The following is a 15,843-nucleotide window of genomic DNA, read 5'->3' on the forward strand; positions in this document are numbered from 1 at the left end:
ATGACGACCACCCAGGCGGGCGCCGCCGCGGTCAAGATCCTGATCGCCGGCGGCTTCGGCGTCGGCAAGACCACCCTGGTCGGCGCGGTCAGCGAGGTCGCCCCGCTGCGCACCGAGGAGTACCTGACCACCGCCAGCGTCGGCGTGGACGACCTCTCCGGTGTCGACCAGAAGACCACCACCACCGTCGCCCTGGACTTCGGCCGCATCACCATCAGCACCGAGCTGGTGGTGTACCTGTTCGGCACGCCCGGCCAGGAGCGGTTCTGGTTCATGTGGAACGACCTGGTCAACGGTGCGCTCGGCGGCGTGGTCATCGCCGACACCCGCCGGCTGGAGACCAGCTTCGCCTCGATCGACTTCTTCGAGAGCCGGGGCATCCCGTTCGTGGTCGCGATCAACTGCTTCCACGGCGTCAACACCCGCACCGACGCCGAGATCCGGGCCGCCCTCGACCTCGACCCGCACGTGCCGATGCTGGTCGGCGACGTCCGCGAGCGGCCGTTCGGCCGGGACGTGCTGCTCGCCCTGGTCGACCACCTGATCGCGCTCCCGGTCGGCTGACCGCTTCCCCACCGGCCGCCTCCCCCAGCGCGGCCTTCCCGAACCCACGGAGAGACCCATGGCAACACCCCTGCGCGTCCTCGTCCACGGCGGTGGCATCGGCGGCCTCAGCCTCGCCGTCGCGCTCGCCCGCCGCGGCCACACCGTCGAGGTCGCCGAGATCCGCGAGCAGCTCGACGCGCTCGGCGTCGGCATCATCCAGCCGTCCAACGCGCTGCACGTGATGCGCGAACTCGGCATCCTGGACGACTGCCTGAAGGCCGGCTTCGAATGGGAGGTGCTGACCATCTGCGACCCGGCCGGCAACACGCTGGCGAAGATCCCGCAGCCGCGGATGGACGAGGCTCCCGCCAACAACGGCATCCCCCGCCCGGCGCTGGCCGAGGTGCTCGGCCGGGCCGCCGCCGAGGCCGGCGCGACCGTGCGCTTCGGCACCACCGTGGTCGAACTCGCCGACGACGGCGAGGGCGTGGACGTCACACTGTCCGACGGCTCCACCGGCCGCTGGGACCTGGTGGTGGGCTTCGACGGCATCGGCTCGCCGCTGCGCACCCGCCTGTACGGCGACGCCTACCGCCCCGAGTACACCGGCTTCGCCAACTGGCGGGTCACCGTGCCCCGGCAGCCCGAGGTGCAGGGCGTGGTGATGAGCACCGGCAACCGGTCCGCGAAGGCGCTGCTCACCCCGATCACCGAGGAACTGATGTACCTGGGCGCGGTGTTCGCCGAGGCAGAGGAGTTCCGCCCGGACCCGGAGCGCGCCCACGAGCAGCTCGCCGAGCGGCTGGCCGGCTTCGGCGGCCCGGTCGCCGAGGCGCTCGCCCAGGTCACCGACCCGGCCGCGGTGGTGTACTCGCGGATCTCCCAGGTGACGGTGGACCGGCCCTGGCACGTCGGCCGGGTGGTGCTGGCCGGCGACGCCGCGCACGCCTCCACCCCGCACCTGGCGCAGGGCGCCGCGATGGCCGTCGAGGACGCCCTGGTGCTCGCCCAGGAGCTGGACGCCGCCGACACGGTGCCCGCCGCCCTGCAGGCCTGGGAGGCCCGCCGCCGCCCGCGCGCGATGTTCGTCCAGTCGCTGTCCCGGGCGATCCTCAAGCAGGAGACCGGCACGCCCACCACGCCGGAGGAGGACGAGCTCCTCAAGGTCGGCATCCCCGGCGCCGCCCACGTGCTGGTCAAGCCGTACTGACGCCCGATCGGCAAGGCGGAGGGGCCGGGCAGTCGCTGCCCGGCCCCTCCGTGCTGCCGGCTCAGGCGCCGTGCACCGACACCTCGTAGAGCGAGTAGCCCCACTGGGTGGCCCGCGCGGTGCCGTGGAAGCGCACGAACCGGGCCGAGGTCGGGGCGAACGAGGCGGTGTCCAGCCCGCCGTCACCTGTGGTGGTGGACCAGACGGTGCGCCAGTTCGTCCCGTCCGCGGACACCTCGATCCGGTAGCCCGTGGCGTACGCCCGCTCCCAGTCCAGCGTCACCCGGTCCACGATCCGCGCCGCGCCCAGGTCGACGCTCAGCCACTGGTCGTCGCTCCAGTCGCTGGCCCACCGGGTGCCGCGGTCGCCGTCCACCGCCCGGCCCGGCTGGAACGAGGTGAACGGGTTCCACTCCGCGGAGCTCGCCGAGGTCGCCGCCCCCTTCGCCAACTCCCGCCCGGCGTCGTGGACTTCGGTGGCCCGCCAGGTGGTCAGGTAGGACTGCGCGCCCTTCATCAGGTCGTTCACCACGCCCTGCCCGCCGGACAGCCGGATCTGCTCGATCCAGTCCGGCAGCAGCCCGGCGTGCGCCAGCCCGTCGGTGTTGACGTCCCAGGTCCGGCTGCCGGTCACCTGCCGGTCCAGCACCGAGCCGCCGTCGGCGGACCGGAACGGGTACGTGACGGTGTTCGGCGCGCCGGCGCCGACCGGGCCCGGCCAGCCGCCCACGCCGTTCAGGTCGCTGCCGTAGCCGTAGCCCACGCCGTACTGGTCGCGCAGCGCCTTGGTGCGGTTGGCCTCGGCCACGAAGCCGTTGGCGTCGTGCGGGTACTGCGCCGCGAACCCGCCCAGCCTGTACAGGCGTTCGGTCCAGTTCAGGTCCATCCAGCTGTGGCTGGAGATGACGCCCGGGTAGCCCTTGGACTCCAGGATCTCGAAGGCGCTCTTCGCCGCCTTGACGCTCATGTGGTCGACTTCGAGCATCATGTGGCGCTTCGTCATGCCGTCGATCGCGTACGCGCCGAGGTCGGTCAGCCCGCGGGTGTTGCACTGCGCGGCCGCCGGGTACGTCGGCAGGCTCACTCCGGCCGGCAGCATCGACCGGGCCTGCGCGGTGGGCAGGCCGATCGGGTTGTCGTGCTGCGGCCCGGCGCACTGCTCGGTGGTCCAGAAGGTGCCGGTGGACAGGAACTGCCCGGCGTTCACCGCCACCCCGGTGGTGCCCTCGTCGAAGCGCACCCCGCACAGCGCGTTGTCGAACTTGTGGCACAGGAACATGCTGCGCACCCCGAGCGCGTACAGCTCGTCCAGGCCGCGGTCGATCGCCGCCCGGTCGCACTGCGGCACGTCCAGGATCATCTTGCAGCCGAACGGCTCGGAGGTCTCCACCCCGAGCACCACCGCCAACTTGCCCTGGGCGACCACGGAACGGGCCTGCTCGGAGTCGGTGACGATGCGGAACCAGCCCTTGCCCGGGCCGCCGTACATCGTGTCGATGTAGTCCTGCAGTTCGTACGACTTGCGGGCCTCGGTGCGGATCGCGTCCATCTCGTCGCAGCCGCGGTCCTTGTACGGGTAGATCGAGCACAGCAGGCCGTTGGTCACCAGGTCGTTGACCAGCACCCGCTCACCGCCGCGCCAGGCGCGCTCCACCCAGGCGTAGTAGTCCTGCTGGTGGCTGAGCGAGTCGTGGGCCGGCCAGTCGTTGAACGTCGGCCAGCCGACCGGGTCGTGGTGCCCGTCCGCGCCGCCCGTGACGTTCTCGAACAGCGCCAGCGACCCGTCCGGGTAGTGCTCCGGGCAGTCCTTCAGCGCGTCCGCGACGCCCTGCTGGGAGAACGCGGAACCGCAGATCACCCGCCCGCCGAATCCCTCGGCGGACATCAGGTGGTTGTGCGCGTCGACGAACCCGCGGACGCTGCCGTCCGGGTTCGTGCCGTGGAACGGCTCGCCGGTCACGTTGATCTGCGAGTCGGGCGCCGGCCTGGCGGTGGGGTTCCACCAGCTCTCGGCGGCACGGGCGTCGGAGCCCGGCACGGCGCCGGTGGCGAGCGCGGCCGCGAGCAGCAGCAGCGGCAGCAGACGGGCGAGGACGTTCCTGGCCCGGTGGGTCCCGGTCATGGATCACCTCTCGGCTCGGGGAGGCGGCGGTGGGGGAGCGCCGCACCCGGCACGAGCCGGTGCGCGGTTCTCCCGAGAATCCCGAGCCCCTGACGGGCCGTCAAGGCATTCGACCGGATTTACTGACCGGTCAGTAGTAAATGGCATGAGGGTGATATGTCGACGAGTCGTCAACTGCCTGACCTGGGACGCGCGTCGGGCCCGGCCCCGTGGGGAGGGGCGGGCCCGGGCGAGCGAAGGCGGTGCCGGACCCGTCAGTGCCGGTCGGGGCGGTGACGGGCCGGCGGCGCGACTTCTATGGAGCGGGGGTGGAGCCGAACGGACATCAGTTCTCCTGGGAAGGTCGGACGCCGCGTGGGACGGCGGCGCTGCCCGAACCGTAGGGTGATCCGACGAACGCCGCGGCCGGGACGCGCCGCCGACACCCGGCGGGTCGCCCGAAGGGTCGAAGGGCCCGTCGGCCGGTCGGTCGATGCGACGCCGGGCTACCGCCCGGTACGGTCGGAGCCATGACGACAGCTCTCATCACCGGCGCCACCGCCGGCATCGGCGCCGCGTTCGCCAACCGCCTGGCCCGCGACGGCCGCGACCTGGTGCTGGTCGCCCGCGACGTCGAACGCCTCGCCGCGACCGCCGCCGAGCTCACCGCCCGCCACGGCGTCCGGGTCGAGACCCTCGCGGCCGACCTCGCCACCGAGACGGGCATCGAAGCCGTCGAGCACCGCCTGCGCGACAGCGAGCAGCCGGTCGACCTGCTCATCAACAACGCCGGCTTCGGCAACCGCGGCGCGTACCTGGACGTTCCCGTCCAGGACGAGATCGACATGGTCAAGGTGCACATCGAGGCCGTGCTGCGGCTGACCACCGCCGCCGTGCCCGGCATGCGCGAGCGCGGCTTCGGCGCCGTGGTCAACGTCGCCTCGGTCGCCGCGTTCGTCCCGCGCGGCACCTACGGCGCGACCAAGGCCTGGGTCGTCAACTTCACCCTCGGCATCGCCCGCGACCTGGCCGGCAGCGGCGTCCGCCTCCAGGCCCTGTGCCCCGGCTTCACCCGCACCGAGTTCCACCAGCGGGCCGGCATGGGCACCTCCTCGATCCCGTCCTGGGGCTGGCTCACCGCCGAGCGCGTGGTCAACGACTCCCTCGCCGACCTCGCCCGCAACCGGCCGCTCTGCGTCCCGGGCAAGCGCTACAAGGCCGCCGTCGCCGCCGCCCGGCTGCTGCCGGCGGGCGGCCTCGGCAAGCTCTCCAACACGGCGGGCCGCGACTACCGCAAGGAGAGGTGAGGCCGCAGCCGACCGGGCGCGCCCGGGGAATGCAGAGAAGCTTAGGTTTGCTAATGGTGAGCAAGGCTCGTTAAGCTCGGCCGCGCCCGTCGCCCCGACCGGCTCCCCGACCCCCAGGAGGTCCCCGTGCAGTTGAACCGGATCGACTGGACCCCGCCCGAGGAGCGGCAGCCCGCGCAGGTGCGGCGGATCCTGCGGCTGTTCCGGCCGTACACGGGGCGGCTGGGCGTGGTGGGGCTGCTGGTCGCGGCGTCCGCGGTGGTGTCGGTGGTGACGCCGTTCCTGCTGCGGGCGGTGCTGGACACCGCGATCCCGGAACGGCGGACGGGCCTGCTGACCCTGCTGGTCGGCGGAATGATCGCGGCGGCGGTGATCACCAGCGTCCTGAACGTGCTGCAGACGCTGATCTCGACCACCGTCGGCCAGCGGGTGATGCACGACCTGCGCACGGCGGTCTACCGGCACCTTCAGCGGATGTCGCTGGCGTTCTTCACCCGTACCCGCACCGGCGAGGTGCAGTCGAGGATCGCCAACGACATCGGCGGCATGCAGGCCACCGTCACCGGCACCGCCACCTCCCTGGTCTCCAACCTGACGGCGGTGGTGGCCAGCGTGGTGGCGATGGTCGCACTGGACTGGCGGCTGACCGTCGTCTCGCTGCTGCTGCTCCCGGTGTTCGTGTGGATCAGCCGCCGGGTCGGCCGGGAACGAAAGAAGATCACCGGCGAGCGGCAGCGCCAGCTCGCCAAGCTCTCCTCCGCCGTCCAGGAGTCGCTGTCGGTGAGCGGCATCCTGCTCGGCCGCACGATGGGTCGCTCCGACTCGCTGACCCGCGAGTTCGCCGCCCAGTCGGACGAGTTGGCGGGGCTGGAGGTGCGCTCCAGCATGGCGGGCCGATGGCGGATGTCGACCATCGGGATCGTGATGGCGGCGATGCCCGCACTGATCTACTGGGCGGCCGGCCTGGCCACCGCCGCCGGGGCGCCGATCGTCTCGCTGGGCACCCTGGTGGCGTTCGTGTCGCTGCAGCAGGGCCTGTTCCGGCCCACCGTCAGCCTGCTGTCCACCGGCGTGGACGTGCAGACCTCGCTGGCGCTGTTCCAGCGGATCTTCGAGTACCTGGACCTGCCGGTGGAGATCAACGAACCCGAGCACCCCGTCCGGCTGGAGGAGATCCGCGGCGACGTCCGGTTCCAGGACGTCGAGTTCCACTACCGGCCCGACCAGGACCGCCCCACCCTGTCCGGGATAGACCTGACCGTCCCGGCGGGCGGCTCGCTGGCCGTGGTCGGCGAGACCGGCTCCGGCAAGTCCACCCTGTCGTACCTGGTGCCCCGGCTGTACGACGTGACGGCGGGGCGGGTGCTGATCGACGGGGTGGACGTGCGCGAGCTGTCCTTCGAGACGCTGGCCCGGGCGGTCGGCGTGGTCTCCCAGGAGACGTACCTGTTCCACGCCTCGGTCGCCGAGAACCTGCGCTTCGCCAAGCCGGACGCCACCGACGAGGAACTGGTGGAGGCGGCCCGCGCCGCGCAGATCCACGACATGATCGCCGCCCTGCCGGACGGCTACGACACCATGGTGGGCGAGCGCGGCTACCGCTTCTCCGGCGGCGAGAAGCAGCGCCTGGCGATCGCCCGCACGGTGCTGCGCAACCCGCCGGTGCTGATCCTCGACGAGGCCACCAGCGCGCTGGACAACCAGACCGAACTGGCCGTCCAGCAGGCGCTGGACACGCTCGCCGCGGGCCGCACCACCATCACCATCGCGCACCGGCTCTCCACCGTCCGGGACGCCGACCTGATCGCCGTCCTCGACCACGGCACCATCGCCGAACTCGGCGACCACGACGAACTGGTGGCCCGCGACGGCCGCTACGCCGCGCTGCTGAACCGGGAGGCGCTGCCGAGCGCGGTCTGACCGCGCGTCACACCCCGTCGCCGTCCAGCGCCGTCCAGGGGCGGAGCTTCTCCGGGTTGCGCACGCCCCAGATGTGGGTGATCCGGCCGTCGGCGATCCGGAACGAGTACACGGTGACCGTGGTGCCGTCGTGCCGCGCGATCAGGCCGGGCCGGCCGTTGACGGTGCGCTCCAGGAAGGTCATGGCGGGTGCCGCGGCGGCGAGCTCCACCCAGGTGCGGACGATCCGCTCGCTGCCCGACAGCGGCTCCAGCAGGGCGCCGACCAGGCCCCCGCCGTCCGCGACCACCACGGCGTCCGGATCGAGCAGCGCCATCAGCGACCTGACGTCCTTCGCCGCCCACGCCCGGGCGAACTCCCGTACCACGCCGGCCTGCGCGCCCACCGGCCCGTCCGGCGGCCGCGCGTCCCGGATCCGGCGCCGGGCGGAGGTGGCCAGCTGCCGGCAGGCCGCCGCCGAACGGCCGACCACCTCGGCGACCTCGGCGAACGGGTACTGGAAGACATCGTGCAGCACGAAGGCCACCCGCTCGGCCGGCGTCATCGACTCCAGCACCATCAGGAACGCCATGCTGACCGACTCGTCCAAGGTGATGCGGTCCGCCGGGTCGCCCGCCGCCCCGCCGTGCTGCTCGGGCACCGGCTCCGGCAGCCACGCGCCGACGTACCGCTCCCGTCGCACCCGGGCCGAGCCGAGCAGATCGAGGCAGATCCGCCCGGCCACGGTGGTCAGCCAGCCGCCCGGCGAGTCGACCGCGGCCCGCTGCTCGGGCGGCATCGCGTACCAGCGGGCGTAGGCCTCCTGCACCACGTCCTCCGCGTCGGCCAGCGAGCCGAGCAGCCGGTACGCCAGGTTGGTCAGCTGCCGCCGCTCGTCCGCCACCGCGCGCAGCGCCCCGGCCCGCCGTTCGTCCACCGTGTCCTCCACCTGCTCCTCCTCCGCTGTCACCAACCCGACAGGACAGCCCGCCGGAATGTGACAGCCGGCCGCGCCTCACATTCCGGCGGGCTGTTTCGTCGGAGGGGCAGACACAGGAACGGAGAACCCGATGACCACCTTCCAGACCGTCGCCGACCGGGTCGAGATCCAGGCGCTGCAGGCCGAGTTCACCGATGCGGCGATGATGCGCGACCGGCCCCGAATGGCCGCGCTGTTCACCGCCGACGGGGTGCTGCGGATGCCCGACGTCCCGATCGAGCTGACCGGGCCCGAGCAGATCCGGGCCGGCGGCGAGAAGCTCCAGGAACAGTGGGACTTCTTCATCCAGAACACCCACCCCGGCGCGATCCGGATCGACGGCGACACCGCCACCGGGCGCGCCCACATGCACGAGGTGGTCCGGCTGCACAACGGCATACAGGGCATCAACTACGCCATCTACCACGACCGTTACCGGCGCACCGCGGACGGCTGGCGGTTCGCCGAGCGGGTCTACGAGATCCGCTACCTGGACACCAGCCCGCTCGCCGGCACGGCCCCGAACGCGCCCTGGGCGCCGCAGGCGGTGGCGGCGGCGGACGGGGCCGCCCGTCCCGCCTTCACCGACCCGGCGTCGGAGGCCGCGCTCGACCGCGCCGCCGCCGCGCTCACCGAGCACGGCTTCACCGTGGAGGTCCTGGACGACGCCGCCGCCGCCCGGGCCCGGGTCCGGGAGCTGCTGCCGGAGCAGGCGAGCGTGTTCACCACCGCCAGCGAGACCCTGCGGCTGTCCGGCATCGACGAGGACGTCAACGCCCGCCCGGACGCCGTCAAGCCCCGGGTGCTGGCGATGGACCGCGCCGCCGGGGCCGACGAGCTCCGCCGCCTGATCGCCGCGCCCGACGTGGTCCTCGGCAGCGTCACCGCCGTCACCGAGACCGGTTCCCTGCTGATCGCCTCCGCCTCCGGCAGCCAGCTGCCCGCCAACGCGGGGGGCGCCGGCCACGCGATCTGGGTCGTCGGCGCGCAGAAGGTCGTCCCCGACCTGCCCGCCGCGCTGCGCCGCCTGGAGGAGCACGCCGTCCCGCTGGAGCAGGCCCGGGCCCTGGAGGCGTACGGGCAGGGCACCGCCGTCAACCAGCTGCTGGTGCTGAACGCGGCCACCCGGTTCGCCCGCGGCACGGTGCTGCTGCTGCGCGAGGCGATCGGCTACTGACGGCCGCCGGGCCCGGACGCCGCCGGGCCGGGACGCGGTGCGCGCCCCCGCCCGGTGGTGACGGGGCGTCAGCCGCGGAAGGCGGCCGGCCGCTCCGGGGAGGCGTCGGCGAGGGCCTTGGTGACGCCCTCGACGCCCGCGCGCAGGCCGTAGACGGGCGTGTCCGGCTGCTGGCGCCAGGAGTCGTCGATGCCGCCGGAGTCCACGGTGTCGAAGCCGAGCTCGTCGATCAGCTCGCGCACCAGCTGCTTGGCCGCCGGGTCGTCGCCGGCCACCGGGAGGGCGATCCGCTCGGGGTCGCCGGCCGGGCGGGGGAGCTCCAGGATGTCCTGCGCGTAGGTGCCGTTGAAGGCCTTCACCACCGGGTGGCCGAGCTGCTGCTCCACCCAGCGGCTCTCGGTGACGCCCTCGTCCTCGATGCCGGCGATCCGGCCGTCGCGCTCGCGCGGGTAGTAGTTGTTGGTGTCCAGCAGGACGAAGCCGTCGGCCGCGCCGGCGAGCAGGTCGTCCGGCAGGCCCGGGATGTTCTTCAGCGGGATGGTGACCACGACCAGCTCCGCGCCGGCCGCCGCGTCGCCCACCGCGACCGGGGTCGCGCCGGTCTCCGCCGCCAGCTCGGTCAGGGTCTGCGGGCCGCGGGAGTTGGCCACCGCGACCTGGTGCCCGAGGGCGGTCAGCCGGCGGGTCAGGTTGCCGCCGATGTTGCCTGCGCCGATGATGCCGATCTTCATGGGAATCGCGCTCCGTGCTTCTCGGTCCGGTGATGCTGGGGCAGGGGGCGCCGGGGCGCCCCGTGGATGCCGAACCGAGGGGCCCGCGCGATTGTTCCCGGGCCGGGCCCCGCCGCCGCCGACGGACCGTCAGGCGGCCTTCTTCGGGGCCTCGTTGTACTGCTCGGCCAGCTCCTGGCCGGAGAGCGCGTGGATGGCGTCCATCACCTCGTCGGTGACCTGCCGGCGGACCTTCGCGGAGCGGGCCTGGCCGTGCAGCCGGTCGAAGTGCAGCGGCTCGCCGAACCGGACGGTGATCCTGCGCAGCCGGGGAATCCGCTTGCCGACCGGCAGGATGTGCTCGGGCCCCTCCAGGGCGACCGGGACCACCGGGACGCCGGCGGTCAGCGCCAGCCAGGCGACGCCGGTCTTGCCGCGGTACAGCCGGCCGTCCAGCGAGCGGGTGCCCTCCGGGTAGATGCCGAAGGCCCGGCCGGACTCCAGGATCTGCAGGCCCTCCTCCAGCGAGGCGGTGGCCGCGCGGACGCTGCCCCGCTCGACCGGGACGGCGTTGATCACGTGGGTGAAGAAGGCCCGGGAGATCGCGCCCTTCACGCCGGTGCCGGTGAAGTACTCGGCCTTCGCGAGGAAGAACACCCGGCGCGGCGCGGCCAGCGGGATCACCACGCTGTCCACGAACGACAGGTGGTTGCTCGCCAGGATCACCCCGCCCTTGCGCGGCACGTTCTCCAGGCCCTCGATGGTCGGCCGGTACAGGGCCTTCGCGAGGGGCTTGAGCACGAGCTTGGTGACGAGGTCGATCACTGGCCCTCCCTGGCCGGGGCAAACGGAAAGCCGACCCCGCCCAGCGCCGCCACCCGCGGAGGGGCGAGGCACGCGACTCGGACGGAGGCCGGACCACTGGTTTCAGAACCGCACACTACGACATGCACCCCGCCGGGCGTCCACCACCCGCCGCAATCGCGCGATTGCGATCCTCGTCACGCCCACCTGGTGGGAAGGCGCCTTCCCACCAGGTGAGACGCGGTACGGGACGCGCTCAGCCGCGGACCGGGAAGATCCGGCTGACCACCCGCTCCGCCGCGCGGCCGTCGTCCCACGGGCAGAACCGCTCGCGGAAGCGCCGCCGGGCGGCCGGCTCCGGGTCGCCCGCCAGCAGGGCCGCGGTGAGCGCGTCCTGGTCGGTGGTGACCGCGCCGGGCGGCTCCTTCATCAGGTCGAAGTAGACGCCGCGGACCTGCTGGTACTCCTCCCAGTCGGGGGCGTACACCGCCATCGGCCGGTCCAGCACCGCGTAGTCGAACATCATCGAGGAGTAGTCGGTGACCAGCGTGTCGGCCGCCAGGTACAGGTCCTCCACCGACGGGTGGTCGGAGACGTCCAGCAGCCGGGCCGCGCCCTGACCGGCCGTCAGGTCGCCCGCGCCGCCGTCGTGGAAGTAGTGGGTGCGCACCATGACCGTCCAGCCGGGCCCGAGGCGCTCGGCCAGCGCGGGGAGGTCCAGCAGCGGCAGGTAGCCGCCCCTGGACTCGCGGTGGGTCGGCGCGTACAGCACGGTCCGCTGCCCGTCGGCGACGCCCAGGCCGCGGCGGACCTCGGCGCACTCCTCGGCGGTGGCGTTCACCAGGCGGTCGTTGCGCGGGTAGCCGGTGTCGAGGATCTGGTAGGTGCCGGGGAAGGCCCGGGCGAAGTGCTCGCTGGTGTGCGGGTTCGGCGACACCAGGTAGTCCCAGCGCGCCACCGCCTCGCGCAGCCGCTCGAAGTCCATGCCGTCGGCGGCGATCGGCCGGTCCACCAGGTCCATGCCCATCGCCTTCAGCGGCGTGCCGTGCTGGGTCTGCACGTGCACGGTGCCGGTCCGCTTGGTCATGGTGTGCGGGAAGTTGACGTTGTTGACGAAGTACTTGGCGGTTGCCATGGTCCGCAGGTACGCCGGGGTGTTGACGACGACGTACGGGACCCCGGCGGGCAGGGTGGCGGCCCGCGCGGCGTTCTCCACCACCCACACCCCGCGCACCTGCGGGGCCAGCTCGCGGGCCTTGGCGTAGATCGCGGCGGGGTTGCAGGCGTAGCCGCGGTGCCAGTACGCCGCGTACACCGCCAGGTTCTCGTCGATCGGCAGCCGCCGGAACGCCTGGTACGCGGTGAACCGGGCGCCGGAGCGCACCGCCTTCTTCATGCCGGGGGCCACCCCCCGGGTGCCGCGCCTGACCGCGCCGGGCAGGCGGCCGCCGCGCCGCAGCTCGTCGTAGGCGCGTCGGGAGCCGCGGGCGGCCAGCCGGTACTGGACGCCGCGCAGGCCGGACGGGAAGGGGTGCCCGGCCGGGCGGTGCTTCGCGAAGTGGCCGGTGATCCGGGCGAAGAACTCGGGCCGCAGCTCGACCGGCACCAGGCCGGGCGTGTCGTAGACGGTGAGCGCCTGCTTGACGGTGCGGTCGAAGACCAGGCCGCGCAGCCGGTCCGCGCGCTCGCTGCGGTCCAGGAAGGCGAAGATCGCGTCGTACTGGGCGAAGGCGTCGGCGTGCTTGGGCGAGGCGGTGGCGGTGATCGCGCCGGGGCGCCCGCGCCGGTAGTGGTAGCAGGCGCGGTCCAGGTAGCGCAGCCGGTCGGCGGCGAGCAGCAGCGGGTAGGTGACCGAGATGTCCTCGTAGTAGCCGCGGCCGAAGTGCACGTCCAGGTCGAGCAGGTACTGGCGGCGCATCACCTTGTTCCACACCGCGAGCACCGCGTTGAACAGGGCCGGGTGCTCGGCGGCGGTGCAGCCCTCGACCAGCGGGGAGCCGGCCATCACCCGGCGCCAGGGGTTCGGCTCCTCGCCGCCGTCGTGGTAGACGTGCGTGAAGTCGGTGAGCAGCACGTCCGCGGGGACCTCGCGGGCCAGTTCGGCGCGGAGCTCGGCGAGGACCGCGTCGATCGTGCCGTCGGGCAGCCAGTCGTCGCTGTCGACGAACCAGACGTAGCTGCCGGTGGCCTCGGCCAGGCCGGCGGTGCGGGCGCCGCCCAGGCCCTGGTTCTCCGTCAGGTGCAGGACCCGCATCCGGGGGTCGGTGGCGGCGTGCGCGTCGAGCAGGGCGCCGCAGCCGTCGGGGGAGAGGTCGTCCACCGCGATCAGCTCGACCTCGCCGGGGGCGGCGCCGTCCGCGCGGAGGGAGTCCAGGCACTGCGGCAGGAAGCGCTCCACGCCGTGTACGGGCAGGACGATGCTGAGCAGGGGTGGCACGTGCGTTCACTCCGCGAAGGGATGGGTGGCTCCCGGCAGGTCGCCCGGTACGCACACTCTACCGAGCGGGCCTGAACGAACTCTGGGAGCGGGGCCGGTCCGCGGCACCCCGGGCGCAGGTGGTCGGGGTTGCCGGGGTGCCGCGGGCGGCGCGGGCGGCGCGGAAACGCGACCGCCGGTGCCGCGCCGTACCAGCGGCGGCACCGGCAGCCCGGTTGGCGGTCCGACCGACCCTCAACGATCGACCGCCGGTCCGTACACCACACCGGAGTCGGGCCGCCGCAGCGTCGAGACGGCCGGACAGTGACTCACCGTGGTGTCGGAAGTTCATATGAAGGGATGGTCGGGTGATTCGTTCAAGCTCGAAACCACCCGACCGGGGATGAGCGGCTGTTCCCCGCGTTCCCGTGTCGATACAGATATTGCTTGGAGGTTTCAGCCACGTCAATCCCTCGTATGTGTTCAATTTCTGAACGCTGGGTGACCTGCGCGTCCAGGCCGTGTGTCGGAGGCATTGCCCGGCCCGCGGGCCGCTCCTATATTGACGCCACGTCTCACAAGGGGGATTGAGCCGCCATGGACACCTCATTGCCGGTCCGGCCGGTCAGCCCGGTCCTGAAAGCGCTGATGCTCGGTCCGCTCGCGGCCGCCGCCTGCTGGACCTTCCTCACCCTGTGGCCCGCCGCCGGCTCCACCGACGACCTGTTCGCCTGGCGGATGTCCCCCGTCACCGCCGCCCTGCTCGGCTCCGCGTACGGCGGCGCCGCCGTGATGCTGCTGCTCGCCGTCCGCGCCCGCAGCTGGGCCGAGGTCCGGGTGGTCACCGCCGCCAGCGCCCTGCTGATGGTGCTGATGGCCGCCGCCACCCTCGCCGAGCGGCCCGCCCTGCACCTCTCCGGCGGTGCGGTGATCGGCTTCCTGGCCGCCTGGGGCTGGCTCGGCGTCCACCTCGCCGCCCTCCCGATCGGCCTGGCCGCGCTCGGCGCCCAGCTGCTCACCCGCGGCCCCGCGCCGGCCCGCACCCCCCGCCTGCCCTGGTGGGTCGCCGCCCCGATGGTCAGCGGCGGCGCCCTGCTCACCCTGCTCGGCCTCGCGCTCGCGCTGCGCCCGGGCAGCCTCGCCGCGCACTGGCCGTGGACCGCCCGCCCGCTCGACGTCCGGGCCCTCGGCGCCTGGGCGCTCACCTTCGGCGCCGCCCTGCTGCTGGCCAGCCGGGAGGCCGAACTGCGCCGGGTGCGCAGCGGCATGGCCGCCATGGTGATCACCGGGCTGCTCGGCCTGGCCGGCCTGATCCGCTACGGCGGCCACGTCGCCTGGCGGCTGCCCACCGCCTGGGTGGTGGTGCTGGTCCTCACCGCGCTGCTCGGACTCGGCCTGTGCGGCTACGGCGTCTCCGCCGTCCTCGACCCGCCCCGCGACCCCGAACCCCCGCGGGAGGTCGAGGAGGTGTCGCTGGTGTGAGCGGTCGAACGCGCGCCCGGCGCACCCGCGCCACCCCGCGCGCGCGGCGAACACCCCGATCCGCCGCAGCACCTGACACCCGGTCAGTGCTTGGATGGTGCACCATCAACCGATGCGTAGTCGTGACCGAGACCATGGCCCTCTGGTGAAGCGTCAGTTCTGTTCGCACGATACGGTGGCAGAACACCAGGACGGTTGTGTGAAGGCCGTCATAGCCGGATAGTCTTCGCCTCACGGCCCTGGCGCCTCGTAGGGGTGGGAAACAGATGGAACAGATGCAAGTGCGGCCGCGGCCCCGGGTGCCCGCGATCCAGTGCGGCGTCGGCACGACCGGCCGCCGGATCGACCGGCACCTCGCCGTCCTCGGCGCGCCCGCGCTCCCGGTGGTGGACACGGCAGAAGCGCTCGGCCTGATAAGGGAACTGACGCCGCGCGGGCCCGGAGTGCCGGCCGCCGCGGCCACGCCGCGCCGCACCGCGCGGGTCTCCCTGATGGCCCCGCTGCGCCGCCTCAAGCGGAGCCTGTTCGGCGGACGCGGCTGAGCAACCGGCGTGCCGGGCGGCCCGCCGCCCCCGCGCCACGACCCGACGGACCGGGAGTCCGTCGGGCTTTCGTCGTCCCCGCCGTGGCCGGGCGGACGCTCCCCGTGGCGCGCGGTGGCGGGGCGCTGGCGCGACCTGGCGGGCTCCCTGGCGCTCGGGTGGCGTTCGGCCGCCGCCTCTACGGGCCCCCGCCCAAGATCGGACAGGATGGCTCCATGTCCGACACCTTCCACACCCAGACCCTCGACCTGACCACCGGCCGTGACGAGATCGCCCTCGACGTCACCGACCGCTGCCACGCCTTCCTCCGGGAGGTGGCCGACGGCCGTGACGGGCTGCTCAACGTCTTCGTCCCGCACGCCACCGCCGGCATCGCCGTGATCGAGACCGGCGCGGGCAGCGACGACGACCTGCTCGCCACCCTGCGCGAACTGCTGCCCCCCGACGACCGCTGGGCGCACCGGCACGGCAGCCGCGGCCACGGCCGCGACCACGTGCTGCCCGGCCTGGTCGCCCCGCACGCCACCCTGCCCGTGATCGGCGGCCGGATCGCGCTCGGCACCTGGCAGTCCGTCGTGCTGATCGACACCAACCGCGACAACCCGCAGCGCAAGCTCCGCCTCTCCTTCCTCGGCTGACCCGACCCCCTTCCGAATGCGCCGGGCCTCCA

General features: G+C 73.4%; 13 protein-coding genes. 8 read left to right on the forward strand and 5 right to left on the reverse strand.

Annotated elements, in window-relative coordinates; all coding sequences use genetic code 11:
* Together BX266_RS29245 and BX266_RS29250 are read left to right on the forward strand one after the other, a co-directional pair.
* Entirely contained in the window at positions 1-564 is a 564-nt protein-coding gene (locus BX266_RS29245; RefSeq protein ID WP_099904643.1) for an ATP/GTP-binding protein, read from the forward strand.
* Positions 565-622: 58 nt separating this feature from the next.
* Complete coding sequence (locus BX266_RS29250; RefSeq protein ID WP_099904645.1) at positions 623-1,756, forward strand: FAD-dependent monooxygenase; 1,134 nt, start codon at positions 623-625, stop codon at positions 1,754-1,756.
* Between the two features lie 61 nt (positions 1,757-1,817).
* On the opposite strand, the gene BX266_RS29255 is transcribed toward BX266_RS29250, so the two are convergent.
* Positions 1,818-3,878: a discoidin domain-containing protein gene (locus BX266_RS29255; protein WP_180290654.1), complete on the reverse strand. Its 2,061-nt coding sequence runs from the start codon at positions 3,876-3,878 to the stop codon at positions 1,818-1,820.
* Between the two features lie 509 nt (positions 3,879-4,387).
* Here BX266_RS29255 and BX266_RS29260 point away from each other — a divergent pair.
* Positions 4,388-5,164 (forward strand): SDR family oxidoreductase, encoded by a 777-nt coding sequence (locus BX266_RS29260; protein WP_099904647.1) that lies wholly within the window; start codon positions 4,388-4,390, stop codon positions 5,162-5,164.
* Positions 5,165-5,290: 126 nt separating this feature from the next.
* Positions 5,291-7,084, forward strand: a complete 1,794-nt coding sequence (locus tag BX266_RS29265) for an ABC transporter ATP-binding protein (RefSeq protein WP_099904649.1) — start codon at positions 5,291-5,293, stop codon at positions 7,082-7,084.
* 7 nt (positions 7,085-7,091) lie between these two features.
* Here BX266_RS29265 and sigJ read toward each other — a convergent pair whose 3' ends face one another.
* Positions 7,092-8,012, reverse strand: coding sequence for an RNA polymerase sigma factor SigJ (gene sigJ, locus BX266_RS29270; protein ID WP_180290655.1), 921 nt, complete (start codon positions 8,010-8,012; stop codon positions 7,092-7,094).
* Between the two features lie 121 nt (positions 8,013-8,133).
* Here sigJ and BX266_RS29275 point away from each other — a divergent pair, with 121 nt between their 5' ends.
* On the forward strand, positions 8,134-9,219 hold the full coding sequence (locus tag BX266_RS29275) for a nuclear transport factor 2 family protein (protein WP_099904651.1): 1,086 nt from the start codon (positions 8,134-8,136) through the stop codon (positions 9,217-9,219).
* 68 nt (positions 9,220-9,287) lie between these two features.
* Here BX266_RS29275 and BX266_RS29280 read toward each other — a convergent pair whose 3' ends face one another.
* From BX266_RS29280 to BX266_RS29290, 3 genes are all read right to left on the reverse strand, one after another.
* The gene (locus tag BX266_RS29280) at positions 9,288-9,950 is read right to left on the reverse strand and encodes an NADPH-dependent F420 reductase (protein WP_099904653.1); all 663 of its coding nucleotides are present in this window, start codon (positions 9,948-9,950) and stop codon (positions 9,288-9,290) included.
* Positions 9,951-10,079: 129 nt separating this feature from the next.
* Entirely contained in the window at positions 10,080-10,754 is a 675-nt protein-coding gene (locus BX266_RS29285; RefSeq protein ID WP_099904655.1) for a 1-acyl-sn-glycerol-3-phosphate acyltransferase, read from the reverse strand.
* A 235-nt stretch (positions 10,755-10,989) separates the two neighbouring features.
* Entirely contained in the window at positions 10,990-13,170 is a 2,181-nt protein-coding gene (locus BX266_RS29290) for a bifunctional glycosyltransferase/CDP-glycerol:glycerophosphate glycerophosphotransferase (protein ID WP_218969277.1), read from the reverse strand.
* Between the two features lie 576 nt (positions 13,171-13,746).
* On the opposite strand from BX266_RS29290, the gene BX266_RS29295 reads away from it, so the two are divergent.
* From BX266_RS29295 to BX266_RS29305, 3 genes are all read left to right on the forward strand, one after another.
* Positions 13,747-14,631 (forward strand): hypothetical protein, encoded by an 885-nt coding sequence (locus BX266_RS29295; RefSeq protein ID WP_099904657.1) that lies wholly within the window; start codon positions 13,747-13,749, stop codon positions 14,629-14,631.
* A 266-nt stretch (positions 14,632-14,897) separates the two neighbouring features.
* On the forward strand, positions 14,898-15,173 hold the full coding sequence (locus BX266_RS29300) for a hypothetical protein (RefSeq protein ID WP_099904659.1): 276 nt from the start codon (positions 14,898-14,900) through the stop codon (positions 15,171-15,173).
* 215 nt (positions 15,174-15,388) lie between these two features.
* A complete protein-coding gene (locus BX266_RS29305; protein ID WP_099904661.1) occupies positions 15,389-15,811 on the forward strand; it encodes a YjbQ family protein in 423 nt (140 codons plus the stop codon).
* The last annotated feature ends 32 nt before the right edge of the window (positions 15,812-15,843 follow it).

The organism is Streptomyces sp. TLI_171 (assembly GCF_003610255.1).
Lineage (GTDB): Bacteria > Actinomycetota > Actinomycetes > Streptomycetales > Streptomycetaceae > Kitasatospora.